This window comes from Pseudomonas eutrophicaquae (assembly GCF_023544715.1).
GTDB lineage: Bacteria > Pseudomonadota > Gammaproteobacteria > Pseudomonadales > Pseudomonadaceae > Geopseudomonas.
Genome location: NZ_JAMJEZ010000001.1, coordinates 84007 through 108679 on the forward strand (window position 1 = coordinate 84007; position 24673 = coordinate 108679).

Here is a 24673-nt window from a genome sequence, read left to right on the forward strand (position 1 = left end):
TCCAGCGAGCAGGCGGGAAACCAGTCCACTTCCCGCACTGACTCCTTTCAATACAACAAACCCGTACCGACTGGTGGTACGGATCGGGCACGGTTGGCGTGTCCTTGATCAACAGGTATGAACATGAGCGAAAGCTTCGCAGAACTTTTTGAAGAAAGCCTGAAGTCCCTCGACATGCAGCCGGGTGCCATCATCACCGGCATCGTGGTCGATATCGACGGTGACTGGGTGACCGTCCACGCCGGCCTCAAGTCCGAGGGTGTCATCCCGGTCGAGCAGTTCTACAACGAGCAGGGCGAACTGACCATCAAGGTCGGTGACGAAGTGCACGTTGCTCTGGACGCGGTGGAAGACGGCTTCGGCGAGACCAAGCTGTCCCGCGAGAAGGCCAAGCGCGCCGAATCCTGGATCGTTCTGGAAGCTGCGTTCGCTGCCGAGGAAGTGGTCAAGGGCATCATCAACGGCAAGGTCAAAGGTGGCTTCACCGTCGACATCAACGGCATCCGCGCGTTCCTGCCGGGTTCGCTGGTCGACGTCCGTCCGGTGCGCGATACCGCTCACCTGGAAGGCAAAGAGCTGGAGTTCAAGGTCATCAAGCTCGACCAGAAGCGCAACAACGTTGTCGTTTCCCGTCGCAGCGTGCTGGAAGCCGAGAACAGCGCCGAGCGCGAAGCCCTGCTGGAATCCCTGCAGGAAGGCCAGCAGGTCAAAGGTATCGTCAAGAACCTCACCGACTACGGTGCGTTCGTTGACTTGGGCGGCGTCGATGGTCTGCTGCACATCACCGACATGGCCTGGAAGCGCATCAAGCATCCGTCCGAGATCGTCAATGTTGGCGACGAGATCGATGTCAAGGTGCTGAAGTTCGACCGTGAGCGCAACCGCGTCTCCCTGGGTCTCAAGCAGCTGGGTGAAGATCCGTGGGTCGCCATCAAGGCGCGCTATCCGGAAGGCACCCGCGTGCAGGCCCGCGTCACCAACCTCACCGACTACGGCTGCTTCGCCGAGCTGGAAGAGGGTGTGGAAGGCCTGGTACACGTCTCCGAAATGGACTGGACCAACAAGAACATCCACCCGTCGAAGGTCGTCAATGTCGGCGACGAAGTGGAAGTCATGGTGCTGGACATCGACGAGGAGCGTCGCCGCATCTCCCTCGGCATCAAGCAGTGCAAGCCGAACCCGTGGGAAGAGTTCTCCGGTCAGTTCAACAAGGGCGACCGCATCTCCGGCACCATCAAGTCGATCACCGATTTCGGTATCTTCATTGGTCTGGACGGCGGTATCGACGGTCTGGTTCACCTGTCCGACATTTCCTGGAACGAAGCCGGCGAAGAAGCCGTGCGTCGCTTCAAGAAGGGCGACGAGCTGGAAACCGTCATCCTGTCGGTCGATCCGGAGCGTGAGCGCATCTCCCTCGGCATCAAGCAGCTGGAAGACGATCCGTTCTCCAGCTATGCCAACCTGAACGAGAAGGGCGCCATCGTCCGCGGTATCGTCAAGGAAGTCGACGCCAAGGGCGCCGTCATCACCCTGGCGACCGAAGTCGAAGGTCAGCTCAAGGCCTCGGAAATCAGTCGCGACCGCATCGAAGATGCCCGCAACGTGCTGAAAGAAGGCGACGAAGTCGAAGCCAAGATCATCAGCGTGGACCGCAAGTCCCGCGTGATCGGCCTGTCGATCAAGTCCAAGGACGTCGATGACGAGAAGGAAGCCATGTCGGCCCTGCGCAAGCAGGACGTCAGCGCTGGCCCGACCACCATCGGTGACCTGATCAAGGCTCAGATGAGCAACCAGAACTGAGTTCTGGCTTGATCTGAAAAAGGGCGACTTCGGTCGCCCTTTTTCGTGCCCGCAGCCATTTGCCCGCTATCATGGCCGCCCCGATCGTCACAGGTGATTGCCATGAGCGAACACACGCCCCTTTACCTCAAGCTGCTGGGTGAAACCGCCACCCTGTCCTGGCCGGAGCTGCAGCCGTTCTTTGCCCGCGGCAATGTGCTCTGCGTCGCCGACAGTCTGGATCTGATCGCGGTGGCCGAGGCGTTTGCCGAGGATCGTCGTGAGCAGGTCAGCTACTGGCTGAACAGCGGCGAGGTGCGGCGCATGGCGGTGGAGGATGCTCAGACCTTCGAGCAGCAGGCGCCCCGGCTGTGGGCGGTGGTCGTTGCGCCCTGGGTGCTGGTGCAGCAGCGTGACACGCCGCCGACGATGCACTGAAAAACACCCCTCGCGGGCACCTGCCCTGGTTAGGCGCCTGCTCTGATTCTCCCTGGAGTGAGCATGTCTTCCCTGCCTTCTCTGGCCTTTGCCGGTATCGGCCTGATGGGCCTGCCGATGTGTCACCGCCTGCTGGCGGCCGGTTACCCCTTGAGCGTCTGGAATCGTAGCCCGGACAAATGCGCACCGCTGCAGGCCGCCGGTGCACGCGTGGTGGCAACCCCTGCGCAGCTGTGCGAACAGGCTGAAATCATTCTGCTGTGCCTGGCCGATACCACCGCCGTGCGTGAGGTGGTCTTTGCCGCCGAGGGCATCGCTCAGTGCGCTCGTCCGTCACAGTTGCTGGTGGATCTGTCCAGCAGTGATCCCGCAGCTACCCGCGACATGGCGGCTGAGCTGCAGGCCCGCTGCGGCATGCAGTGGGTGGATGCGCCGGTCTCCGGCGGCACGCCCGGTGCCGAGGCCGGGACGTTGAGCATCATGGCCGGCGGGCCGATGGAAGCGATCGAGCGGCTGCGACCGATTCTCGCCGCGCTGGGTCAGCGCCTGACGCGGATGGGCGAGGTGGGTAGCGGGCAGGTGACCAAGGTCTGCAATCAGATGCTCGTCGCCTGCAATGCGCTGGTGATCGCCGAGGTGGTGGCACTGGCCGAGCGCGCCGGGGTGGATGCCAGCCTGCTCGCTCCAGCGCTGAGCGGCGGTTTTGCTGATTCCAAGCCCCTGCAGATCCTCGCTCCGCAGATGGCCGAGCGGCGCTTCGAGCCGGTCAAGTGGCATGTGCGTACCCTGCTCAAGGATCTGGAAACCGCGGTCAAGCTGGCCCGCGAGCAGCAGAGCGCTGCGCCGCTCAGCGGCCTGGCCGCGCAGCTGATGCGCCTGCACGGTGGTCTGGGCAATCTGGAGCGCGATCCGGCCACCCTGATCGAGCTGTACCGTGCGGAGCCTCCGGTATGAAACTGGCCGCCAATCTGAGCCTGCTGTTCACCGAGCAGCCCCTGATCGAGCGCGTGGCCGCGGCGGCGGCCGCCGGGTTCGAGGCGGTGGAAATCCAGTTTCCCTACGAGCTACCCGCCACCCAGCTGCAGGCGGCGCTGCAGGCGGCGGGTCTGCCGCTGCTCTTGATCAATCTGCCGGCCGCGGATCTGCTGGAGGGTGGCCCGGGGCTGGCGGCGCTGCCGCCGCGCCAGGCCGAATTTGATCGTGCCCTGGAGCAGGCACTGGCCTACGCTGCCATCGTCCGGCCGCGTGCGGTCAATGTGCTGGCCGGCCGCCTGGTCGAGGGGGTGAGTCGTGAGGTGGCCGAGGCCTGTCTGGTGCGCAACCTGCGCCGCTGCGCCGAGGCATTTGCCCCGCTGGGGGTCCGCGTGCTGGTCGAGGCAATCAATCCGCTGGACATGCCGGGATTCCTGATCACCACCCCCGCGCAGCAGCGTGCGCTGATCGTGGCGGTCGGGCATGAGAACCTGGCCGCGCAGCTGGATCTCTATCACATGGCCCGTCAGGGGTTCGACAGCGTGGACTGCATCGCCCAGCTGGCCGGGCATATCGGGCATGTGCAGTTTGCCGACTGCCCGGGGCGTGGCGCGCCGGGCAGTGGTGCGCTGGATTTTGCCGCTGCGCTGCGGGCGCTGCGCATGCACGGTTACAGCGGCGCGCTGGCCGCCGAGTATCGGCCGGGCGAGGCCGGCACTGCGGCCAGTCTGGGCTGGCTGGCCGACTGGCGCGAGTGCCTGCCCGGGCACTGAAGGCGCGGTGAGTGCCCTGTCCGGGCGTCGCCGCCGGCAGGGCAGGGATGGCTCAGCCGGCGACCAGCACGCGGATTGCCTCAAGGCGCAGCGCAGCCTTGTCGAGCAGCGCCAGGCCCTGTTCGCGCTGCTCACGCAGGGCCTGCAGCTCGCTTTCCCGCACGCTGGGGTTGACGGCGCGCAGCGCCTCCAGGCGCGCCAGTTCCTCATCCAGCTCAGCGCCAAAGCGTTGCACCGCCTCGGCCACCCGCGCGGCGTGGCGCGGCAGTACCTTGTCCTGACCGACCGCGATCTGCTTGGTCAATACCTCGCGCTGGGCCTGCACGAACTTACTGGCGCTGGCGCGCGGTACGCCTTCGAGCTGGTCGTTGAGGGTGTCGAAGCTGACCTTGGCCGCCAGATCGTTGCCATTGGCATCCAGCAGGCAGCGCAGCACGACCGGCGGCAAGTAGCGGCCGAGCTGCAGGGCTCGCGGCGCGACCACCTCGCTGACAAATAGCAGCTCCAGCAGCACGGTGCCGGGCTTTAGGGCCTTGTTCTTGATCAGCGCCACCGAGGTGTTGCCCATTGAGCCGGACAGCACCAGATCCATGCCGCCCTGCACCATCGGATGTTCCCAGGTGAGGAACTGAATGTCCTCGCGGGCCAGCGCCAGCTCACGGTCATAGGTGATGGTCACGCCTTCGTCATCACCGAGCGGGAAGCCGGCATCGAGCATCTTCTCGCCCGGCCGCAGGATCAGCGCATTGTCCGAGTGATCCTCGCTGTGGATGCCAAAGGCATCGAGCAGCCGCTCCATGTAGATCGGCAGCGCAAACTGATCATCCTGTTCGAGAATCGCCTCGACCAGTGCCTCGCCTTCACCGGCGCCGCCGGAGTTGAGCTCCAGCAGGCGGTCACGGCCGCTGTGCAGCTCCGCTTCCAGGACCTGGCGGGCCTGGCAGCCTTCCTCCAGCAGCGTCTGCCAGGCGGCGGGCTGCGGGTGATCGAGCTGGGCCAGCAGGCGCGCGCCAAAGCGCTGCTGCAGGCTGTTGCCGGTCGGGCAGGTGGCGAGGAAGGCGTTGAGCGCCTGGTGATACCACTGGAACAGGTGCGCCTGCGCACCGTCCTGCAGATAGGGCACATGCAGCTGAATGGCATGGCGCTGGCCGATACGGTCCAGACGGCCGATCCGCTGCTCGAGAAGGTCCGGATGGGCCGGCAGGTCGAACAGCACCAGGTGATGGGCGAACTGGAAGTTGCGCCCCTCCGAGCCGATTTCCGAGCAGATCAGCACCTGGGCGCCGAACTCCTCGTCGGCAAAATAGGCCGCCGCCCGGTCACGCTCGAGGATGCTCATGCCCTCATGGAACACCGTGGCTGGCGTGCCGGCGCGCACGCGCAGCGCTTCTTCCAGGTCCAGCGCCGTTTCGGCATGGGCGCAGATCACCAGCACCTTGCTCTTCTTGAGCATCTTCAGGGTGTCGATCAGCCATTCGACCCGCGGATCGAAGCGCCACCAGTGCTCGGCTTCCGCGTCCTCACCGTTCTGGTAGGCGACTTCCGGGTACAGCTCGCTGGCATGGCCGGCGGCCGCATACGCTGCCGGCATGGCCAGCGGGTAGGGGTGCAGCTCGCGCTGCGGGAAGCCCGCCACCGCCGCGCGGGTGTTGCGAAACAGCACACGGCCGGTGCCGTGGCGATCGAGCAGCTCGCGGATCAGCCGCGCGCGAGCCTCGGCATCGCCGCTGTCCACCGCGCCGAGCAGGGCATCCCCTGCGGCCCCGAGGAAGCGCTGAATCGCCTCGCGGGACGGGGCAGACAGGCAACCCTGATCCAGCAGCTCCTGCACGGCCGCTGCCACCGGCTGGTACTGGGCACTTTCGGCGCGGAAGGCTTCAAGATCGTGGAAGCGGTCAGGATCGAGCAGGCGCAGGCGCGCAAAGTGGCTCTCAAGGCCCAGCTGTTCGGGGGTGGCGGTCAGCAGCAGCACGCCGGGAATCTGCGCGGCCAGCGCCTCGACCAGCTGGTACTCATCGCTGGCCCGCTCGGGGTGCCAGACCAGGTGATGCGCCTCATCGACGATCAAAAGGTCCCAGTCGGCTTCAAGCGCCGCCTGGCAGGCGCGCGGATCCTCCTGCAGCCAGTCGAGGGCCACCAGTGCCAGCTGGCTGTCCTCGAAGGGATTGCTGGCATCGCTTTCCAGAAAGCGCTCGGCATCGAACAGGGTGACTTCCAGATTGAAGCGGCGGCGCATCTCCACCAGCCACTGGTGCTGCAGGTTTTCCGGCACCAGGATCAGCGCCCGGCTGGCCCGCCCACCCAGCAGCTGGCGATGCAGGATCAGACCGGCCTCGATAGTTTTGCCCAGGCCGACTTCATCGGCCAGCAGGACGCGCGGGCTGGCCCGGTCGGCCACCTCCCGGGCGATGTGCAGCTGGTGGGCGATCGGCTGGGCGCGCGCGCCGGCCAGTCCCCACAGCGGCGCCTGCAACAGCTGCGAGCGGTGCATCAGGGTATGATAGCGCAGGGCGAACCAGCTGCGCGGGTCGATCTGCCCGGCAAACAGGCGATCGCTGGCGAGGCGGAACTGGATGAAGTTGGACAGCTGGGTTTCCGGCAGCAGGTGGCTGACGCTGTGGCTGTCGATGCCGTGATAGACCAGCAGGCCGTCGATGTCCTCGACGCTCTGCACGGTTATCTTCCAGCCTTCAAAGTGGGTGATTTCATCACCAGGGGCAAAGCGCACGCGGGTCAGGGGGGCATTGCGCAGGGCGTACTGGCGGGTATCGCCGGTGGCCGGGTAGAGCACCGTGAGCAGGCGGCCATCCTGGGCGAGGATGGTGCCAAGGCCGAGCTCAGCCTCGCTGTCGCTGATCCAGCGTTGTCCCGGTTGATACTGCTGCGCCATGCCTGTCTCCCGCCATGAAAATGAGCGCGTATGGTAACGGATCCGCCCAGTCCGACCCAAGGCAGTGACGCGGCCGCAGGCTTTGCAGGGGCGTGGCCTGTTGGCATCATGGCCGCATCCTTCGACCTGCTGGGAGCCTGCCCCGATGAGCCATGACACCCCGATCGATTTTGGCGCCGAGCGCGAGCGGCGCATCCATGACCTGCATGAGCGCCGTCTGCAGGAGATGCGCCAGGCGTTCGAGCAGGCCCTGCCGCTCTCCGCCAAGCCGGCCCGCCGCGGCAGGAAGAAGCGCTGAGGCGTCGCCTGGCAAGGCAGCGATTCGTTGATCAGGATCAATGGATGCCGGTGGGAATCGGCTAATCTGACTCTCAGTTCCGGTCAACGACCCGCAGGGGGTGCAGCATGTTTATGGATGAAGTGGTATTTGCAGGACTGCTGATTGTCGTCCTGACTGCATCCTTCCTCGGCGGTTTCGCCTATTTCATCTGGAAGGACTCCCAGAAGAAGCGCAAGCCCTGAGGGTTATTTCCGGATCACGAGCACGCAAGGCATTTCAGGCGACTTCGGTCGCCTTTTTTATCCCTGCACGTTGCATGTGCGCCGCGCCGGTGCGGCGCACACGGGGGGCTTAGCCGACCTGAATCGGCGGCAGGGCGGTCAGCGCCAGGCGCAGTTTGTCCTTGGGGGCGAGCACTTCGGCTTCGCCCTCGACCACCGCCTTGTTCTGGGCATTGAACACCCGGGTGGCCAGACGCACACGCTGCTTGGGCAGCTTCTCCAGCACCTCCAGCTCGATACGCAGCTGATCGCCCAGCTTGACCGGGCGCAGAAAACGCAAGTTCTGGCCAAGGTAGACGCTGCCGGGCCCGGGCAGGTGGCCGGCAATGGCGGCGCTGATCAGCGCGCCGGTGAGCATGCCGTGGGCGATGCGCTCCTTGAAGGGCGTCCCGGCGGCGTACTCGGCATCCAGATGCACCGGATTGCGATCGCCGGAGACCTCGGCAAACAGCTGGACATCGCGCTCGCTCACGGTGCGCTCTATGCTTGCGCACTGGCCGATCTGCAGTTCGTCATAGGGGATATTTTCAACCAGGCTCATGGGCTGGGCTCCTTGGCAGCGGAACAGATGAGGTGGACGCAGTGCGCGACCGGGGCGCTAAGGTAGCAGGATTGCTGCCCGGCGGCAGCGCACCGGCGACTGGGCGCTGGCGGCGGCGAGCTGGTATTCTCCGGACAAAAGGCGCATGCGCGCCGCCCGGCCCGTACTGGCGCGCAGCCAGGCAGGCCTGCCGTGGCTGTCAGGGGAGAAAAGCCCATGGATGCGAACTTCTGGGTCGATAAATACCCATCGGGCATCGCCACCTCGATCGATCCCGAGCGCTTTGACTGCATCACCCACCTGTTCCGTGAGGCCTGCCAGCGTTTTGCCCGTCGGCCCGCGTTTAGCAGCCTCGGGCATACCCTGAGCTATGCCGATCTGGAGCGTCAGTCGGCGGCCTTTGCGGCGTGGCTGCAGGAGTACACCGATCTGCAGCCGGGCGATCGGATCGCCATCCAGCTGCCCAACCTGCTGCAATTCCCGGTCGTAGTGTTCGGCGCCCTGCGCGCAGGTCTAGTGGTGGTCAACACCAACCCGCTGTACACCGCCCGCGAGATGGAGCACCAGTTCCGTGATTCCGGCGCCCGCGCGCTGGTCTGCCTGGCCAACATGGCGCACTTGGCCGAGGCGGTACTGCCCCACACGCAGATTCGTCATGTGGTGGTCACTCAGGTGGGGGATCTGTTGCCGCGGCCCCGGCGCTGGCTGGTGAATGCGGTGGTGCGCCATGTGCGCAAGATGGTGCCGGCCTACCACCTGCCCCAGGCGATTGATCTGCCGACGGCGCTGGCCCGTGGCCGCTCGCGGGTCCAGACGCTGCGCGAGCATCGGGCGGCCAGCAGCGATGTGGCGATCCTGCAATACACCGGCGGCACCACCGGGGTGGCCAAGGGCGCGATGCTCACGCACCGCAACCTGATTGCCAACATGCTGCAGTGTCAGGCCCTGATGGCCCATAACCTGGAGGAGGGCGCGGAGACCATCATCGCGCCGCTGCCGCTCTACCACATCTACGCCTTCACCTTTCACTGCCTGGCGATGATGCTGACCGGCAACCACAACGTGCTGATCAGCAACCCGCGTGACCTGCCGGCGATGCTCACCGAACTGCGCCGCTGGCGCTTTACCGGTTTTGTCGGCCTGAACACCCTGTTCATCGCCCTGTGCGAGCAGCCGGTGTTTCGCATGCTCGATTTTTCCGCGCTCAAACTGACCCTCTCCGGGGGCATGGCCCTGCAGCCGCGGGTGGCCGAGCGCTGGGAGTCGATCACTGGCTGCGTGATCTGCGAGGGCTACGGACTGACGGAAACCAGCCCGGTGGTCTCGGTCAATCCGATCCAGGCGATCCTCCCCGGCACCATCGGCTTGCCGATGCCGGCGACCGCCTGCAAGGTCATCGATGATACCGGGCAGGAGCTGGGTCTGGGTGTGCCCGGCGAGCTGTGTGTGCGCGGGCCGCAGGTGATGAAGGGCTACTGGCAGCGCGAGGACGCCACCGCCGAGGTGCTGGATGCCGAGGGCTGGCTGAAGACCGGTGACATCGCGATCATCGAGGCCGATGGCTATCTGCGCCTGGTGGACCGCAAGAAGGACATGATTCTGGTCTCAGGCTTCAACGTCTACCCCAACGAGCTGGAGGATGTGCTGTCCAGCCTGCCCGGGGTGCGTCTGGCTGCCGCCATCGGCGTGCCGGATGCGCGCACCGGTGAGTCGATCCGGGTATTCGTGGTGCGCGAGCCCGACAGCCTGCTGGATGAGGCCCGCGTGCTGGCGCACATGCACGCCAGCCTGACCAGCTACAAGGTGCCCAAACGCATCGAGTTTCGCGACAGCCTGCCGACCTCGGCGGTCGGCAAGGTGCTACGGCGGGTGCTGCGCGAGGAGTGGTTGGCCGCGCAGGGTGGTCCGGGCGCCCGCTGAGCGCCCGGCAGAGGTTCAGGCCTTTGGCGGGGTCAGGCGCAGCAGGTGGATGCGCCGGCTGTCGGCGTTCACCACCCGGAAGCGGAAGCCGTCCAGTTCAGCCACCTCATTGCGCTTGGGCAGGTGGCCGAAGGTGTTCATCAGCACCCCACCCAGGGTGTCGAACTCATCCTCGGAGAACCCGGCGTTGAAGTACTCGTTGAACTCCTCGACCGGGGTCAGCGCCTTGACGATGAAGTCGCCGTTGGGCAGCGCCTTGATGAAGCTGTCTTCCTCGACGTCGTGCTCGTCCTCGATCTCGCCGACGATCTGCTCTAGCACATCCTCGATGGTCACCAGCCCGGCGACGCCGCCGTACTCGTCGACCACCACCGCCATGTGATTGCGGTTGGCACGGAACTCGCGCAGCAGCACGTTCAGGCGCTTGGATTCGGGCACGAAGGTGGCCGGGCGCAGCAGGGCGCGGATGTCGAAGTCCTCAGTGTTGCCCTGCAGGATCAGCGGCAGCAGGTCCTTGGCCAGCAGGATGCCCAGCACCTCGTCGAGGTGCTCGCCCACCACCGGGTAGCGGGAGTGCGCGGCCTCGATGATTGCGGGCAGAAATTCGACCGGGGTCTGCGCGGCCTTGATGCTGATGATCTGCGAGCGGGGAATCATGATGTCGCGTACCTGCAGATCCGCAACCTGGATGGCGCCTTCGACGATGCTCAGCGCTTCGGTATCCAGCAGCTGGTTCTCGTGGGCACCGCGCAGGATGTCGAGCAGATCCTGACGGCTTTTCGGTTCATGGGCAAAAGCCTGGGTGATGCGTTCCAGCCAGGACTTCTGCCCGTGGCTCGATCGGTCGTCGTTCATGATGCCTTGCTCTCAGTCACAGTCGTAGGGATCGGGATAGCCCAGCTCAGCGAGCAGCTGGCGCTCGAGGCCTTCCATTTCTTCCGCCTCATCATCGTCGAGGTGATCATAGCCGAGCAGATGCAGGCAGCCATGAATCACCAGATGTGCCCAGTGGGCGGTCAGGGCCTTGCCCTGCTCGGCGGCTTCGCGCTGCACCACCGGGGCGCAGATCACCAGATCGCCGAGCAGCGGGATGTCCAGCAGCCCCTCGGGGATGTCGGCGGGGAAGGACAGCACGTTGGTCGCGTAATCCTTGCCGCGCCAGGTGCGGTTCAGCTCGCGGCCCTCGTCCTCATCGACGATACGGATGGTCAGCTCTGAGGGAGCGCTGCGCTGGCGCAGGGCCAGGGTGCACCAGGCCAGCAGCTGCGCGTGGTCGGGCAGGTCCTTGTGCTGGCTGGCCAGCTGCAGGTCAAGCTCAGGCATCGGCACGGCGGCTCTCCCGCTCCGGCTGGGCGGCACCCTGCAGGCGCTGATCGTAGCGGTCATAGGCCTCGACGATGCGCTGTACCAGCGGGTGGCGGACCACATCCTTGGCCTTGAAGTGGGTGAAGCTGATCCCCGGCACATCGCGCAGCACGTCGATGACGTGGGCGAGACCCGATTTGGTGCCGCGTGGCAGATCGACCTGGGTGATGTCGCCGGTGATCACCGCGGTGGAGCCAAAACCGATGCGGGTCAGGAACATCTTCATCTGCTCAAGGGTGGTGTTCTGACTTTCGTCGAGAATGATGAAGCTGTTGTTCAGGGTACGCCCACGCATGTAGGCCAGCGGAGCGATCTCGATCACCTGCTTCTCGATCAGTTTGGCCACCTGCTCGAAGCCGAGCATCTCGTAGAGCGCGTCGTAAAGCGGGCGCAGGTAGGGGTCGATTTTCTGCGCGAGATCGCCGGGCAGAAAGCCGAGCTTCTCGCCGGCTTCCACCGCCGGGCGCACCAGCAGGATGCGCCGCACCTGTTCGCGCTCCAGCGCTTCCACCGCGCAGGCCACCGCGAGGTAGGTCTTGCCGGTACCGGCCGGGCCGATGCCGAAGTTGATGTCGTTTTCCTGGATCGCCCGCACGTAGCGCTGCTGGTTGGTACCGCGCGGGGTGATGTGCATCTTGCGGGTACGGACCGTGACCTGGGCGGTCTGGCTGGGCAGCGCCAGCTCTTCAAGGCCGGATTCCTGCAGGAACAGGTGGACGGTTTCCGCGCTCAGGGTGCTGGCCTGGGCTTCGCGGTACAGGCGCTGCAACAGGCGCTCGACGATGCGGCAGCGCTCGCTGTCACCGACCAGCTCGAACTGGTTGCCGCGATTGCGGATCTCCACATCGAGGCGCTGCTCGATGAGCCGCAGGTGCTCATCGAAGGGGCCGCACAGGTTGGCAAAGCGGTGCGCTTCAAAGGGTTCGAGGGTGAAGTGATGGAGTGTCTGGGTCGTGTTCAAGGTGATCTGCTGGCCCCGTCGGGCTGAAGGAATGAAGGGAGGATAACCGCAGTGCCGGGGCGGTGAAAGCACACCGGCACTGGCCTTTGGTGGCAGAGCGGCGGCTCAGTCGTCGAGCAGGTGGCCGCGCAGGGAGTGTGGCAGCGCCTCGTCGATCTGTACCTCGACGAACTGGCCGATCAGGCGCGGGTTGCTGGCGCGGAAGTTGACCACCCGGTTGTTTTCGGTACGGCCCTGCAGCATGCCCGGGTCTTTCTTCGAGTAGTCGCTGACCAGGATGCGCTGGGTGGTGCCCACCATGCGCCGGCTGATCTCAAAGCCCTGCTGATTGAGACGTGCCTGCAGTATGGCCAGCCGCTGCTTCTTGATCTCCTCGGGTGTGTCGTCGCTCAGGTCGGCGGCCGGGGTGCCGGGGCGCGCGCTGTAGACGAAGGAGAAGGAGAAGTCGAAGCCGACGTCCTCGACCAGCTTCATGGTCTGGGCAAAGTCCTGCTCGGTTTCCCCGGGGAAGCCGACGATGAAGTCCGAGCTGATGCACATATCCGGCACCGCGGCGCGCAGCTTGCGGATCCGCGACTTGTACTCCAGCGCCGTGTGGTTGCGCTTCATGGCGGCGAGGATGCGGTCGGAGCCGGCCTGCACCGGCAGGTGCACGAATTTCACCAGCGCCGGGATCTCGGCATGGGCTTGAATCAGGGCGTCGGAAAACTCCAGTGGGTGGCTGGTGGTGTAGCGAATCCGCCCGATGCCGTCGATTTCTGCCACGGCATACAGCAGGCCGGCAAAATCGACCGCTTCACCGTCCGGGCCGGTGCCGCGATAGCCGTTGACGTTCTGGCCGAGCAGGGTGACTTCCTTCACGCCATGTTCGGCGAGGTGGATGATCTCGGCCAGCACGTCGGCCAGCGGGCGGCTGACTTCCTCGCCGCGGGTGTAGGGCACCACGCAGAAGGTGCAGTACTTGCTGCAGCCCTCCATCACCGAGACGAAGGCGCTGACCCCCTCGACCCGTGGTTCGGGCAGGCGGTCGAATTTCTCGATTTCCGGGAAGGAGATGTCCACCTGCGGCTTTTTCGTGGTGCGCGCGGCGTCGATCATCTCCGGCAGGCGGTGCAGGGTCTGCGGGCCGAACACCACGTCCACATAGGGCGCACGCTCACGGATCGCCGCGCCTTCCTGGCTGGCGACGCAGCCACCGACCCCGATCACCAGTTCGGGGTTGCTCTTTTTCAGCTCCTTCCAGCAGCCGAGCTGGGAGAAGACCTTTTCCTGGGCCTTCTCGCGGATCGAGCAGGTGTTGAGCAGGATCACGTCGGCGTCAGCCGGATCTTCCGTCAGTTCCAGCGCCTGATGCGCACCCAGCAGGTCAGCCATGCGCGAACTGTCGTACTCGTTCATCTGGCAGCCGTGGGTTTCGATGAAAAGCTTGCGGGTCATGGGCAGTCGTCATGCAAGGCACAAGGCTGCGCATTATAGGCAGCCATCCCGGCCCTTCCTAGGCTTGGCGCGGGGCGGGGACGTCAGCGCAGGGGCGCGAAGGGCGGGCCGAACTCGCCAGCCTGCAGCTCCAGCAGGTAGTTGCGAAAGATTTCGCCGAGCAGGCGGTTGGCGTGGCCGAGCTCTTCGCGGCTCATGCTTTCGGCGACCTCATCGGCGCTGTCCATCGCCTCGTCCGAGCCGTTGACGGCGGCCATCTTCAGCACGATATAGGCTTGCAGCGCATTCGCCGTCACCCCCTCGCCCTGCCAGAACAGCAGGCCGAGGCGCAGCTGGGCATCGGGATGACCCTGCAGGGAGGCCTGTTCATACCAGTGCAGGGCGGCGGGCAGGTCGCGATCCTTGAGGTGATCACTGTAGAAGTATTCGCCGAGTTCGTACTGGGCCTCGGCATCGCCGCCTTCGGCCAGGCTCAGGCACTGTGCCAGCGCCTGTTCGCGGGAGTCGGCGGGGGTGTCCAGCACGCAGCGGCCGGTGGCAGGCACCAGCAGCGAGTTGCTCTCGGCAAGGCCCGCCAGCGGTAAAAGCATCAACGAGTACCCCAAGAACAGGATACGGACAGCGCGGTTCATGACAGTCGGACAACTCCCGGGATCTGCGGGAAAGGCTCCCGGCCAGCAGTACACCGGCCGCGCCATTATGGGCTATGCGCCCCGGTGATGACAGGGCGCCGGTGGCTTTTTAGCCACGCGGCGCCTCGCAAAGACGCACTAGCAGCAGGGCTAGCAGCGGATAGCTGAGCGCACTGCTGGCCAGGGCGATGGTGGACATGGGTGGTGCCAGCACCGCGCCGCCCAGCAGCAGCGCGCTGGCCAGTCCGAGCGGCAAGGCCCGCCGCGCCGGCCAGCGACACAGGGCGCTGTAGAGGATCAGCGCCACGCTCAACAGCCCGAGCAGCAGGCGGTAATCCTCAAGGGCCTGCAGCTGACGCGCCACCTCAAAGAACAGGCACAAGCCCAGCACCACACGGCCCCACACGCTGCCTTGCCACTGCCAGTGTCGCCCGAGTGCTAGCGCCACAGCCGCCAGCAGCGGCAGGGCCAGGTAGTCGCGGGCCTGCTCGAGCAGCAGTGCCGCCGAACTCCCCAGCCCGCTGGCCGCCGCCAGGGCGCTGAGCACAAAGCCCAGCAGCGCACAGAACCACAGCGGCTGCTGCGCGCTTTCAAAGCGGCGACGGGCACCGAACCAGAGTGCAGCCGCCAGCAACGCGCTGGCGGCCGTGGCCATCGTCAGCCAGGGCATGGCCTCAGCCTCGGGCCAGCACGGCGAAGGCGCGCTCGGCTGCGTCCATGGTCAGCGCCAGCTCGGTCTCGCCGTGGGCAATCGAGGTGAATCCGGCCTCGAAGGCGCTCGGTGCCAGGTACACGCCGCCTTCCAGCATCAGGTGGAAGAAGCGCTTGAAGCGCTCAGCATCGCTGGCCATCACATCCTCGAAGGTGACGATCTGCGCCGCTTCGCTGAAGTACAGGCCGAACATGCCGCCGGCCTGGGTGGTGACGAAGGGGATGCCGGCCGCGGCGGCGCGCTCGCGCAGGCCACTGAGCATGCGGGCGGTGTAGTCGCTGAGCTCGGCGTGGAAGCCCTCGCGGCTGATCAGCGTGAGGGTGGTCAGGCCCGCAGCCATCGCCAGCGGATTGCCGGACAGGGTCCCGGCCTGATAGACCGGGCCGAGCGGCGCGACGCATTCCATGATCGCGCGCTTGCCGCCAAAACAGCCGACCGGCATGCCGCCACCGACGATCTTGCCGAAGGTGGAGAGATCCGGCGTCACGCCGTAATGGGCCTGGGCACCGCCCAGCGCAACGCGAAAACCTGTCATCACTTCATCGAAAATCAGCACCACGCCGTGCTGATCGCACAGCGCTCGCAGGCCTTCGAGGAAGCCCGGCGCCGGCGGCACGCAGTTCATGTTGCCGGCCACCGGCTCGACGATGATGCAGGCGACATTACTACCGACGGCTGCGAGGGTCTGCTCGACGGCGGCCAGATCGTTATAGGGCAGGGTCAGGGTGTGCTTGGCAAAGTCCGCCGGCACGCCCGCCGAGCTCGGCACGCCCTGGGTCAGGGCACCGGAGCCGGCCTTGACCAGCAGGCTATCGGAGTGGCCGTGGTAGCAGCCTTCGAACTTGATGATGTCATCGCGTCCGGTGTAGCCGCGCGCCAGACGGATCGCGCTCATGGTCGCCTCGGTGCCGGAGCTGGTCATGCGCACCATCTCCATCGACGGCACCAGACGGCAGACCAGCTCGGCCATCTCCACTTCCAGCGCGGTCGGTGCGCCATAGGACAGGCCATGCACCAGCTGGCGTCGCACCGCGTCCAGCACCTCGGGGTGGGCGTGGCCGAGGATCATCGGCCCCCAGGAGCCGACGTAATCGACATAGCGCTTGTCGTCCTCGTCGATCACATAAGCGCCTTCGGCATGCTTGAAGAACAGCGGCGTGCCGCCGACGCTTCTGAAGGCACGCACCGGCGAATTGACGCCGCCCGGGATGTGCTGCTGGGCGCTGTGGAAAAGAACTTCGGAGCGGGACATGGGGCCTCCAGGGGAACGGGAAACGGAGCAGCCAGGCTGCTCAGTGCGATGCAAACAGGGCGCTGAACGCGCGGGCGCGGGCTTCGACCTCATCGGCGCTGTCGGCGGCGAACAGGGCGTGGACCACGGCGATCAGGCTGGCGCCGCGCGCGATCAGCGCCGGGGCGTTGTCGAGGGTGACGCCGCCGATCGCCACGATCGGCAGGCGCAGCTGGGCGCGGGCCTGTTCGAGCAGCTCAAGGCCGGCCGCCGGTGCGCCGGGCTTGGTCTGGGAATTGAAAAAGCGACCAAAGGCCACGTAGCTGGCCCCCTCGCGCTGGGCCTGCTCGGCCAGCTCCAGGCGGGCATGGCAGGTGGCGCCGATCAGCGGCCGCCCACCGAGCAGCGCACGGGCGGCGGCCAGCGAGCCATCGTTTTGGCCCAGATGCACGCCGAGCCCAAGGCGGGTCGCCAGATCCAGATCATCGTTGATGATCAGCTCGGCGCCATGGCACAGGCACAACTCGGCCAGCGCCTCGGCCTCGCGCAGGCGGCGGGCGGCGTCGCTGGATTTGTCGCGGTACTGGAGGATTTTTGCCCCGCCGCGCAGGGCCGCCTCGACATAGGGCAGCAGGCGACCGTCCGCCAGCAGCTGGCTGTCGGTGATGGCATAGAGTCCACGCAAGGCTTTCATCGCAGGTATCCGCAGGGGCAGGTCAATTCAGGGGCAGACGGCGCGGCACGTACTGGCCGCGGCCGGGTTGTTCGGCGTCACGCAGGGTGCGCCAGGTGTAATCCAGCGCGCTTTTGACTGCGCCGGGCAGATCCTGACCGAGCGCCAGACGGCCCGCCAGGGCGCTGGCCAGGGTGCAACCGCTGCCGTGATAGCTGCCGGGCAGACGCACGCAGGCAAATTCCGCGCGCTGGCCATCGCGGCTGTACAGGCGATTGTGGATATCTCGCTCATCGCCATGCCCACCGGTGATCAGCAGGTGCTCGCAGTGCGCAAGCAGCCGCGCCGCGCATTCATCGGCGCTGCCTTCGGGCAGTTCGGCGAGGATGCGCGCTTCAGGCAGGTTGGGGGTGGCGATGTGGCACAGCGGCAGCAGGTGCTCGCGGATCGCATAGCCGACTTCATCCTTGCCCAGCGCGCCGCCGCCGCCGGCACGCAGCACCGGATCGCAGACCAGCGGCACGCCCGGCAGGCCCTGGACGATCTCCACCACGGTCTCGACCATCTCCAGCGAGCCGAGCATGCCGAGCTTGATGGCGGCGATCGGCAGATCCGCGATGATCGCCTCGGCCTGAGCCAGCACCCAGGCGCGATCGAGCACACGAAAATCCTGCACATTGACGGTGTCTTGCACGGTCAGCGCGGTGACCACCGGTGCGGCGTGACAGCCCTGGGCGATCAGCGCTTCGATGTCGGCCTGAAGACCGGCGCCGCCACTGGGATCATGGCCGGACAGGCACAGCACCACGGGGCGCACCGGGGCGGGAGAGGGCGAGAGCAAGGGGAATCTGTTCATGGCGGGCGAGCTTATCACCAAAGTGGGCGGGAAGGTGGACGGGGCGGCAGGGCGTTCAGCCGCCTGCCGTGAGGCTGCTAGAATGCCGCGCTCCACTCATCCTGCGCGAGCCTTTGGCCGTGCCTTGTTGCGAACTCTGCCATGGCCTTTGTCGATTCCGCCCGCTCCCGCCATCCCCGAGGCAGCGCGCCGCGCCCGCGCAAGGCGCCGCCGGAAAAACCGCGGCTGCTGCTGTTCAACAAGCCCTTTGATGTGCTGACCCAGTTCGCCGCCGCTGACGGCCGCGCCACCCTCAAGGACTACATCCCGGTGCCCGGCGTCTACCCGGCCGGGCGGCTGGATCGGGACAGCGAGGGCTTGCTGCTGCTGACCAACGATGGCCGCCTGCAGGCGCGGATCGCCGATCCACGCCACAAGCTGCCCAAGACCTACTGGGTGCAGGTAGAAGGCGTGGCTGAAGAAGCGCAGCTTGCGCAGCTGCGGCGCGGGGTGCTGCTCAATGACGGGCCGACCCGCCCGGCCGAGGTGCGCCAGATTGCTGAACCGGCGCTCTGGGCGCGTCAGCCCCCGGTGCGCTTTCGCCAGCATATTCCGACCTGCTGGCTGGAGCTGGTGATCCGCGAAGGGCGCAATCGTCAGGTGCGGCGGATGACCGCCGCGGTGGGCTTGCCGACCCTGCGGCTGGTGCGGGTGGCGATCGGTCCCTGGCGGCTGGATGATCTGCAGCCCGGCGAGTGGCGCGAGGTAGCGGCGCCCGCCGCTGAGGGAGGGCGACTTTTATAGGCCTTCGAGGCTGCCGATCACCAGGGTCTTGATGACAAAGCCCAGCACCCCCAGCCCCAGGGCAAAGAACAGGATGAAGGTGCCGAACTTGCCGGCATTGGATTTCTTCGCCAGGTCCCAGACGATGAACGCCATGAACCCGACCAGACCGGTGATCAGGCCGGTCATCATCCAGTTTTCAAAGACTTCAGGCTCCATCGGCGTCTCCTGCGTGGGGCGATAATCGGCGGCGATTATAGGCGCCGCGCCCCCTCAGGCCAACGGCCGGCCAGCGCTGCCTCAGCGCAGGTGCTCAAGGGGCAGCTCGGTGCTGCTGACCACCTGATTGAGCACAAAACTGGAGCGCACGCTGGAGACGCCTTCGATGCGCGTCAGGGTGCCGAGCAGAAACTGCTGGTAATGCTCCATGTCCGGCACCACCACCTTGAGCTGATAGTCCGCCTCCATGCCGGTGACCAGGCTGCACTCGAGCACCGGCGGGCACTGGCGGATCTGCTCCTCGAAGTGCGCAAAGCGCTCGGGGGTGTGGCGATCCATGCCGACCAGCACATAGACCGTCAGGCTCAGGCCGAGCTTCTTGCGGTCCAGCAGTGCCACCTGACGCAGGATGTAGCCCTCATCCTCCAGTTGATGCACCCGGCGCGAGCAGGGCGAGGGCGAGAGGCCAATGCGCTCGGCCAGCTGCTGGTTGGCCAGCGTCGCGTCGCGCTGCAGTTCAGCGAGGATGCGCAGGTCATAGCGGTCGAGCTTGCTCATCGGGCGGCTGCTCCGAAGGTCTGGGCGCGGGCGGGCTGGTCATCCGGGTCGGCATGTACCAGCACCTCGGCGCGCTGAAATTCCGTGCAGATCGCCGCCTCTACCGCCTCGCACAGGTCATGGGCTTGGGCGAGGGGCAGGTGGGCTGGCAGGTCCAGATGCAGCTGCACGAACCAACGGGTGCCCGAGCGCCGGGTGCGCAGGTCATGGGCGTCCAGCACGCCGGGTACGGCGCGGGCCAGCTGCAGCATGCGCTCGCGCACCTCAAGCGGCAGTTCCTCATCCATCAGCACCGCCGCCGATTCGCGTACGATGCCCAGCGCGCTCCAGAAGATGTACAGCGCAATCGCCATGCCGATCAGCGCATCGGCCTGCACCCAGCCGCCGGCCGCCAGCGCCAGCGCCAGCAGAATGCCCAGATTGAGCAGCAGGTCCGAGCGGTAGTGCAGGGAGTCGGCATGGATCGCGGTTGAACCGGTGACCTGTACCACATGGCGCTGGAGCAGCAGCAGCGCGAAGGTCAGCAGCAGCGACAGCACGATCACCGCGATGCCCAGCCCGGTGGCGGCCAGCGGCTCGGGGGCCTGCAGGCGCTCGAAGCCGTTGTAACCGACCAGCACGGCGCTTGCGGCGATGAACAGCGCCTGGGCCAGCCCGGCCAGTGCCTCGGCCTTGCCGTGCCCGAAGCGGTGATTGTCATCGGCCGGGCGCAGCGCGTAGTGCACGGCCAGTAGGTTGAGCAGCGAGGCGGCGCCATCGAGCAGCGAGTCGGTGAGTCCGGCCAAGAGGCTCACCGAACCACTCAGCCACCAGGCCACGGCCTTGGCGGCCACCAGGGTCAACGCGGTCAGCAGGGCTGCCAGTGAAGCCAGCCGCATCAGCCGGGCATGGTGTATCTGGGTCATCAAATTTACGCGAGAAACCTCGGTCTTCAGACCGGGGAGGGATAGCGCGGCGCTCGCAGAGCGCCCCTGTTCTCGCTGCCTCCTTTTAGTGGTTGCTACCTTTACATTCGCTTGGTTATTTTGCGGAACATGACGAAACGCGCCTATAAATTCCGCTTCTACCCGACGCCCGAGCAGGCTGACTTGCTGGTGCGGACGTTCGGTTGCGTGCGCTTCGTCTACAACTCTGTGCTGCGCTGGCGCACCGATACCTTCTTCAAGGAACAGCAGAAGATCGGCTACACCCAGGCCAGCGCACGCCTGACCGCGATCAAGAAGGAACCGGATCTGGCCTTCCTGAACGAAGTCTCGTGTGTTCCGCTCCAGCAGTGCCTTCGTCACCAGCAGGCCGCCTTCAAGAACTTCTTTGAAGGTCGGGCCAAGTACCCGGCGCTCAAGAAGAAACGCCATCGACAGTCGGCTGAGTTCACGACTTCGGCCTTTAAATACCGCGACGGGCAGCTGTTCCTGGCCAAGTGTGCCGAGCCACTGGCGATCCGCTGGAGTCGGGCGCTTCCTTCTGACCTTTCCACCGTTACCGTGTCTCGGGATGCCGCCGGTCGCTACTTTGTATCCTGCCTGTGCGAGTTCAACACCGAAACCCTGCCCGTCACGCCGAAGATGATGGGTCTTGATCTGGGCCTGAAAGACCTGTTCGTCACCAGCGAGGGTGAACGGATCGGCAATCCCCGCCATACCGCGAAATACGCTGCCAAGCTGGCTCTGGCGCAGCGCCGGCTGAGCAAGAAAACGCTCGGCTCCGCCAACCGCGCCAAGGCCCGGAAGAAGGTGGCGCGCATTCACGCCAAAATCGCCGATTGCCGTATGGACAGCTTGCACAAGCTGTCCCGCAGACTGATTAACGAGAACCAAGTGGTCTGCACCGAATCCCTCGCCGTGAAGAACCTGATCCGCAACCCGACGCTGAGCAAGGCGATTGCCGACGCCGGCTGGGGCGAGCTGACCCGCCAGTTGGCGTACAAGGGCGCTTGATCCGGGAGGCAGGTGGTCGCCATCGACCGCTGGTATCCCAGTTCCAAACGCTGCTCCTGTTGCGGGTATACGCTGGACATTTTGCCGCTCAACCTGCGCACCTGGGCTTGCCCGGAATGCGGAGCCGAGCATGACCGCGACGTGAATGCTGCGCTCAATATCAAAGCCGCCGGGCTGGCGGTGTTAGCCCTTGGAGAGAACGTAAGTGGCATCGGTCCAGTACCGTTGTCCTGATCTCGATGAATTGGGAATCTCCGTCCTTCAGGGCGGAGAGCAGTCAATGCAGGGTCTCACGCATGGGGCAGCAGGCCGAAGCGGGCCAGCTGCTCAGGGTGGCCGGGCTGCACCCTGAGATGGGGATTGTCAAGGGGCAGATCCTCGCCCAGGGTCTGTTTCAGCACCTCGCGCAGGCGGGCCTGATCGAGGCGACCGTCGGCATCCAGCGCCTCCTGCAAGCGCTCGGGCGCCACCGAGTAGCGCCCGCCGGGCAGGTAGATGGCGCCGGTGGTGAAGTCGATGGCAAAAGCGATCAGCCCCGGCACCACGAAGAACAGAATGCCGACTCCGTTAAGGACGGCCACCAGCGGGTCGATCTGGCCGCTGATCTGGCCGCGCCGCTCGGGGTAGAGCAGCGTGCCGCAGCCGCTCAGTTGCACCAGCAGGCTGCCGGCCAGCAGGGCGCTGATCAGACGTTGGGATGGACACATGGGAGACTCCTTGTGCGGATGACGGTGACAGACAGGCATTGACCACGACGAGTACGTCAGGTTGCAGGCATCCATGCGTGGCCCCGTCAGTGCGCACAGTGTACGCAGCCCGCGCCGCCCCGGCCAAGGCGCGGCGGCAGCTGGCTATAATCGCCGCCCCACCCGCTGCCGCAGACACCCCCATGAGCCTGTCCACCGCCCTGCCGATCGATGCTGTCCTGCCGGAGCTGCGCGCCGCGCTCGCGGCCCGTGACGAGGCGGTGTTGGAAGCGCCGCCCGGCGCCGGCAAGACCACCCGCGTGCCGCTGGCACTGCTCGATGAGCCGTGGCTGGCCGGGCAGACCATCCTTATGCTCGAACCGCGCCGTCTGGCCGCGCGCGCCGCTGCCGAGCGGCTGGCCAGCGAGCGCGGCGAGCCGGTCGGCGAGACGGTGGGCTATCGCATCCGTCTGGACAGCCAGGTCGGTCCGCGCACCCGTATCGAGGTGGTGACCGAGGGCATCCTTACCCGCCGTCTGCAGGATGATCCCGGCCTTGAGGGCGTGGGGCTGGTGATCTTCGATGAGTTTCACGAGCGCAGTCTGGAGGCCGATCTGGCGCTGGCGCTGACCCTGAGTGGCCGCGCGCTGCTGCGCGAGGGACCGCCGCTCAAGGTGCTGCTGATGTCAGCCACGCTGGATGGCGAGCGTCTGGCGGCCTTGCTGGAGGATGCACCGCGGGTGCGTAGCGAGGGGCGCATGTACCCGGTGGACATCCAGTGGGGCCGCGCCGCCCAGCCGGGCGAGGCGCTGGAGCCACGGGTGACCCAGACCGTGTTGCAGGCGCTGGCCGAGCAGTCCGGCAGTCTGCTGGTATTTCTGCCCGGTCAGGCGGAGATCCGCCGCGTACAGGGGCTGCTGGACGAGGCGCTGGCCGGGCGCAGCGATATCCGCCTCTGCCCGCTGCACGGCGAGCTGGACCTCGCGGCTCAGCGGGCCGCCATCGAACCGGCGCCGGCTGGCTTGCGCAAGGTGGTGCTGGCCACCAACATCGCCGAGACCAGCCTGACCATCGACGGCGTGCGCGTGGTGGTGGATGCCGGCCTTGAGCGGGTGCCGCGCTTTGACCCTTCCAGCGGCATGACCCGCCTGGACACCCAGCGCATCTCCCGCGCTTCGGCTACCCAGCGCGCCGGTCGCGCCGGGCGCCTGCAGCCGGGGGTGTGCTACCGACTGTGGTCGCAGACCCAGCACGAACAGCTTGCCGTCCACGCCAGTGCCGAGATCCTCCAGGCGGATCTCGCCGGCCTTGCGCTGCAGCTGGCGCGCTGGGGGATCGACGAGGCGGCCGAGCTGGTCTGGCTCGATCTGCCGCCGGCGGCGGCACTGGCCCAGGCCCGCGAGCTGCTGCAGCGCCTCGGCGCGCTGCTGCCACGCGGCACCGGCTGGGCGCTGACCGCCCACGGTCAGGCGATGGCCAGCCTGCCGGCCCATCCACGCCTGGCGCATCTCTTGCTGCGCGGGCAGCACCTTGGCCTTGGTGTGCTGGCGGCGGATCTGGCCGCGCTGCTGTCTGAGCGCGACATCCTGCGCGCCGGCCAGGGCGGCGCGGGGGCCGATCTGCACCACCGTCTGGCGCTGCTGGCGGGTGATTCGCGCGCGGCGCGTCAAGGCGGGGTGCAGCGTGCCCGTCAGCTGGCGCGGCAGTTCCGTCAACTGTTGCCCCGGCGGGTCGAGCAGCCGGTCATGGATGCCGAGCACCCGCGCTGGCTGGGCTGTCTGCTGGCCTTCGCCTATCCCGATCGCATCGCCCGCCAGCGCCGCGCCGGCGGTGCCGATTACCGGCTGGCCAACGGCCGCGCCGCGCAGTTCGCCGAGGTGGATGCGCTGATGAAGCACGAGTGGCTGGTGATTGCTGATCTGGGCAGTCGTCAGGGCCAGCGCGAGGAGCGCATTTATCTTGCCGCCGACCTCGATCCCGCCCTGTTCGACGGCCCGCTGGCCGAGCAGGTGCGTGAGGTGAAGCTGCTCGACTGGGATGCGCGCGAGGGCGTGCTGCGTGCCGAGCGCCAGCGCAAGGTCGGCGAGCTGGTGCTATCCAGCGAACCGCTGAGTGAGCTGGACGAAGCGGCGCGGGGCCGCGCGCTGCTCGCGCTGGTGCGCCGCAAGGGGCTGGAGCTGCTGCCCTGGACGCCGGAGCTGCGTCAATGGCAGGCGCGCGTGCGGCTGCTGCGCCGTCTTGATCTGGCCGACAAGGGCGCGAGCGAGTGGCCGGATGTCACCGATGCGGCGCTGCTGGCCACGCTGGAGGACTGGCTGCTGCCGTACCTGGGCAAGGTCAGCCGGCTCAGCCATTTTGCCGCGCTGGATCTTCCCGCCATGCTCAGCGGGCTCTTGCCCTGGCCACTGGCGCAGCGCCTTGATGAGTGGGCGCCGAAGGCGCTGGCGGTGCCGTCCGGATCAACGATCCGCCTCGACTACAGCGAGGAGCCGCCGGTGCTGGCGGTGCGTCTGCAGGAGCTGTTCGGTCTGGCCAGCACGCCACGGATCGCTGGCGGGCGCCTCGGCGTCAAGCTGCACCTGCTCTCACCGGCGCAGCGCCCGGTGCAGGTCACCCAGGATCTGGCCAGCTTCTGGGCCAACATCTATGCCGAGGTGAAAAAGGACCTCAAGGGCCGCTATCCCAAACACTACTGGCCGGATGATCCGCTGATCGCCGCGCCGACGGCGCGCGCCAAGCCGCGAGCACGCTGAGAGTGTCCGCCTGGCGC

The 24673-nt window shown here is 66.5% G+C and carries 26 protein-coding genes; 11 read left to right on the forward strand and 15 right to left on the reverse strand.

All coding sequences use genetic code 11. The features are described 5' to 3' along the window. Positions 1–123 precede the first annotated feature (123 nt). The 4 genes from rpsA (at position 124) to MXC11_RS00400 (ending at position 3962) form a co-directional block, all read left to right on the forward strand. On the forward strand, positions 124–1800 hold the full coding sequence (rpsA, locus tag MXC11_RS00385) for a 30S ribosomal protein S1 (protein WP_250003779.1): 1677 nt from the start codon (positions 124–126) through the stop codon (positions 1798–1800). Positions 1801–1902: 102 nt separating this feature from the next. Further along, the gene (locus MXC11_RS00390) at positions 1903–2217 is read left to right on the forward strand and encodes a DUF2288 domain-containing protein (protein WP_250003781.1); all 315 of its coding nucleotides are present in this window, start codon (positions 1903–1905) and stop codon (positions 2215–2217) included. Positions 2218–2280: 63 nt separating this feature from the next. After that, entirely contained in the window at positions 2281–3171 is an 891-nt protein-coding gene (locus tag MXC11_RS00395; RefSeq protein WP_250003783.1) for an NAD(P)-dependent oxidoreductase, read from the forward strand. Further along, positions 3168–3962: a hydroxypyruvate isomerase family protein gene (locus MXC11_RS00400; protein WP_250003785.1), complete on the forward strand. Its 795-nt coding sequence runs from the start codon at positions 3168–3170 to the stop codon at positions 3960–3962. The genes MXC11_RS00395 and MXC11_RS00400 overlap by 4 nt, the downstream gene beginning before the upstream one ends. Positions 3963–4014: 52 nt before the next feature. On the opposite strand, the gene rapA is transcribed toward MXC11_RS00400, so the two are convergent. Beyond that, positions 4015–6852 (reverse strand): RNA polymerase-associated protein RapA, encoded by a 2838-nt coding sequence (gene rapA / locus MXC11_RS00405; protein ID WP_250003787.1) that lies wholly within the window; start codon positions 6850–6852, stop codon positions 4015–4017. Between the two features lie 145 nt (positions 6853–6997). On the opposite strand from rapA, the gene MXC11_RS00410 reads away from it, so the two are divergent. Together MXC11_RS00410 and ccoM are read left to right on the forward strand one after the other, a co-directional pair. Continuing rightward, complete coding sequence (locus MXC11_RS00410) at positions 6998–7150, forward strand: hypothetical protein (protein ID WP_250003789.1); 153 nt, start codon at positions 6998–7000, stop codon at positions 7148–7150. Positions 7151–7257: 107 nt separating this feature from the next. Continuing rightward, positions 7258–7374, forward strand: a complete 117-nt coding sequence (gene ccoM, locus MXC11_RS12125) for a cytochrome c oxidase subunit CcoM (protein ID WP_284060299.1) — start codon at positions 7258–7260, stop codon at positions 7372–7374. A gap of 109 nt (positions 7375–7483) precedes the next feature. On the opposite strand, the gene MXC11_RS00415 is transcribed toward ccoM, so the two are convergent. After that, positions 7484–7954 carry a MaoC family dehydratase gene (locus tag MXC11_RS00415; protein WP_250003791.1) on the reverse strand — a complete coding sequence of 157 codons (471 nt, stop codon included), beginning with the start codon at positions 7952–7954 and terminating at the stop codon, positions 7484–7486. A 216-nt stretch (positions 7955–8170) separates the two neighbouring features. Between MXC11_RS00415 and MXC11_RS00420 the strand changes: the two genes are divergently transcribed. After that, positions 8171–9874 carry an AMP-binding protein gene (locus tag MXC11_RS00420; protein WP_250003793.1) on the forward strand — a complete coding sequence of 568 codons (1704 nt, stop codon included), beginning with the start codon at positions 8171–8173 and terminating at the stop codon, positions 9872–9874. A 15-nt stretch (positions 9875–9889) separates the two neighbouring features. Here the strand turns inward: MXC11_RS00420 and MXC11_RS00425 are convergent, their stop codons facing one another. The 9 genes from MXC11_RS00425 to MXC11_RS00465 form a co-directional block, all read right to left on the reverse strand. Then, positions 9890–10729 (reverse strand): HlyC/CorC family transporter, encoded by an 840-nt coding sequence (locus MXC11_RS00425; protein ID WP_250003795.1) that lies wholly within the window; start codon positions 10727–10729, stop codon positions 9890–9892. Between the two features lie 12 nt (positions 10730–10741). Further along, positions 10742–11197 (reverse strand): rRNA maturation RNase YbeY, encoded by a 456-nt coding sequence (ybeY, locus tag MXC11_RS00430; RefSeq protein WP_250003977.1) that lies wholly within the window; start codon positions 11195–11197, stop codon positions 10742–10744. Continuing rightward, on the reverse strand, positions 11190–12200 hold the full coding sequence (locus MXC11_RS00435; RefSeq protein WP_250003797.1) for a PhoH family protein: 1011 nt from the start codon (positions 12198–12200) through the stop codon (positions 11190–11192). Before MXC11_RS00435 ends, ybeY begins: the two co-directional genes overlap by 8 nt. A 105-nt stretch (positions 12201–12305) precedes the next feature. Then, complete coding sequence (miaB, locus tag MXC11_RS00440) at positions 12306–13637, reverse strand: tRNA (N6-isopentenyl adenosine(37)-C2)-methylthiotransferase MiaB (RefSeq protein WP_250003799.1); 1332 nt, start codon at positions 13635–13637, stop codon at positions 12306–12308. 83 nt (positions 13638–13720) lie between these two features. Then, a complete protein-coding gene (locus MXC11_RS00445; RefSeq protein WP_250003801.1) occupies positions 13721–14269 on the reverse strand; it encodes a tetratricopeptide repeat protein in 549 nt (182 codons plus the stop codon). 109 nt (positions 14270–14378) lie between these two features. Next, positions 14379–14939: a hypothetical protein gene (locus tag MXC11_RS00450; RefSeq protein ID WP_250003803.1), complete on the reverse strand. Its 561-nt coding sequence runs from the start codon at positions 14937–14939 to the stop codon at positions 14379–14381. Positions 14940–14943: 4 nt separating this feature from the next. Then, positions 14944–16233: a glutamate-1-semialdehyde 2,1-aminomutase gene (hemL, locus tag MXC11_RS00455; RefSeq protein ID WP_250003805.1), complete on the reverse strand. Its 1290-nt coding sequence runs from the start codon at positions 16231–16233 to the stop codon at positions 14944–14946. Positions 16234–16273: 40 nt separating this feature from the next. Then, on the reverse strand, positions 16274–16906 hold the full coding sequence (gene thiE, locus MXC11_RS00460; protein ID WP_250003807.1) for a thiamine phosphate synthase: 633 nt from the start codon (positions 16904–16906) through the stop codon (positions 16274–16276). Between the two features lie 22 nt (positions 16907–16928). Continuing rightward, positions 16929–17741, reverse strand: a complete 813-nt coding sequence (locus tag MXC11_RS00465) for a bifunctional hydroxymethylpyrimidine kinase/phosphomethylpyrimidine kinase (protein WP_250003809.1) — start codon at positions 17739–17741, stop codon at positions 16929–16931. Between the two features lie 141 nt (positions 17742–17882). Here MXC11_RS00465 and MXC11_RS00470 point away from each other — a divergent pair, with 141 nt between their 5' ends. Then, positions 17883–18524 carry a pseudouridine synthase gene (locus MXC11_RS00470; RefSeq protein ID WP_250003811.1) on the forward strand — a complete coding sequence of 214 codons (642 nt, stop codon included), beginning with the start codon at positions 17883–17885 and terminating at the stop codon, positions 18522–18524. On the opposite strand, the gene MXC11_RS00475 is transcribed toward MXC11_RS00470, so the two are convergent. From MXC11_RS00475 to MXC11_RS00485, 3 genes are all read right to left on the reverse strand, one after another. After that, positions 18519–18722, reverse strand: a complete 204-nt coding sequence (locus tag MXC11_RS00475; protein WP_250003813.1) for a DUF2788 domain-containing protein — start codon at positions 18720–18722, stop codon at positions 18519–18521. The two genes, MXC11_RS00470 and MXC11_RS00475, sit on opposite strands and share 6 nt — an antisense overlap. Before the next feature lie 81 nt (positions 18723–18803). Next, on the reverse strand, positions 18804–19280 hold the full coding sequence (locus MXC11_RS00480; RefSeq protein ID WP_250003815.1) for an Lrp/AsnC family transcriptional regulator: 477 nt from the start codon (positions 19278–19280) through the stop codon (positions 18804–18806). Further along, complete coding sequence (locus MXC11_RS00485; RefSeq protein ID WP_250003817.1) at positions 19277–20185, reverse strand: cation diffusion facilitator family transporter; 909 nt, start codon at positions 20183–20185, stop codon at positions 19277–19279. Before MXC11_RS00485 ends, MXC11_RS00480 begins: the two co-directional genes overlap by 4 nt. Positions 20186–20314: 129 nt before the next feature. Between MXC11_RS00485 and MXC11_RS00490 the strand changes: the two genes are divergently transcribed. Next, the gene (locus MXC11_RS00490; RefSeq protein ID WP_250003819.1) at positions 20315–21217 is read left to right on the forward strand and encodes an RNA-guided endonuclease InsQ/TnpB family protein; all 903 of its coding nucleotides are present in this window, start codon (positions 20315–20317) and stop codon (positions 21215–21217) included. Positions 21218–21229: 12 nt separating this feature from the next. Next, positions 21230–21451 carry a transposase gene (locus tag MXC11_RS00495; RefSeq protein WP_250003820.1) on the forward strand — a complete coding sequence of 74 codons (222 nt, stop codon included), beginning with the start codon at positions 21230–21232 and terminating at the stop codon, positions 21449–21451. Positions 21452–21507: 56 nt separating this feature from the next. On the opposite strand, the gene MXC11_RS00500 is transcribed toward MXC11_RS00495, so the two are convergent. Further along, positions 21508–21924 (reverse strand): polyribonucleotide nucleotidyltransferase, encoded by a 417-nt coding sequence (locus tag MXC11_RS00500; RefSeq protein ID WP_250003822.1) that lies wholly within the window; start codon positions 21922–21924, stop codon positions 21508–21510. Between the two features lie 182 nt (positions 21925–22106). On the opposite strand from MXC11_RS00500, the gene hrpB reads away from it, so the two are divergent. Next, the gene (hrpB, locus tag MXC11_RS00505; RefSeq protein ID WP_250003824.1) at positions 22107–24656 is read left to right on the forward strand and encodes an ATP-dependent helicase HrpB; all 2550 of its coding nucleotides are present in this window, start codon (positions 22107–22109) and stop codon (positions 24654–24656) included. The last annotated feature ends 17 nt before the right edge of the window (positions 24657–24673 follow it).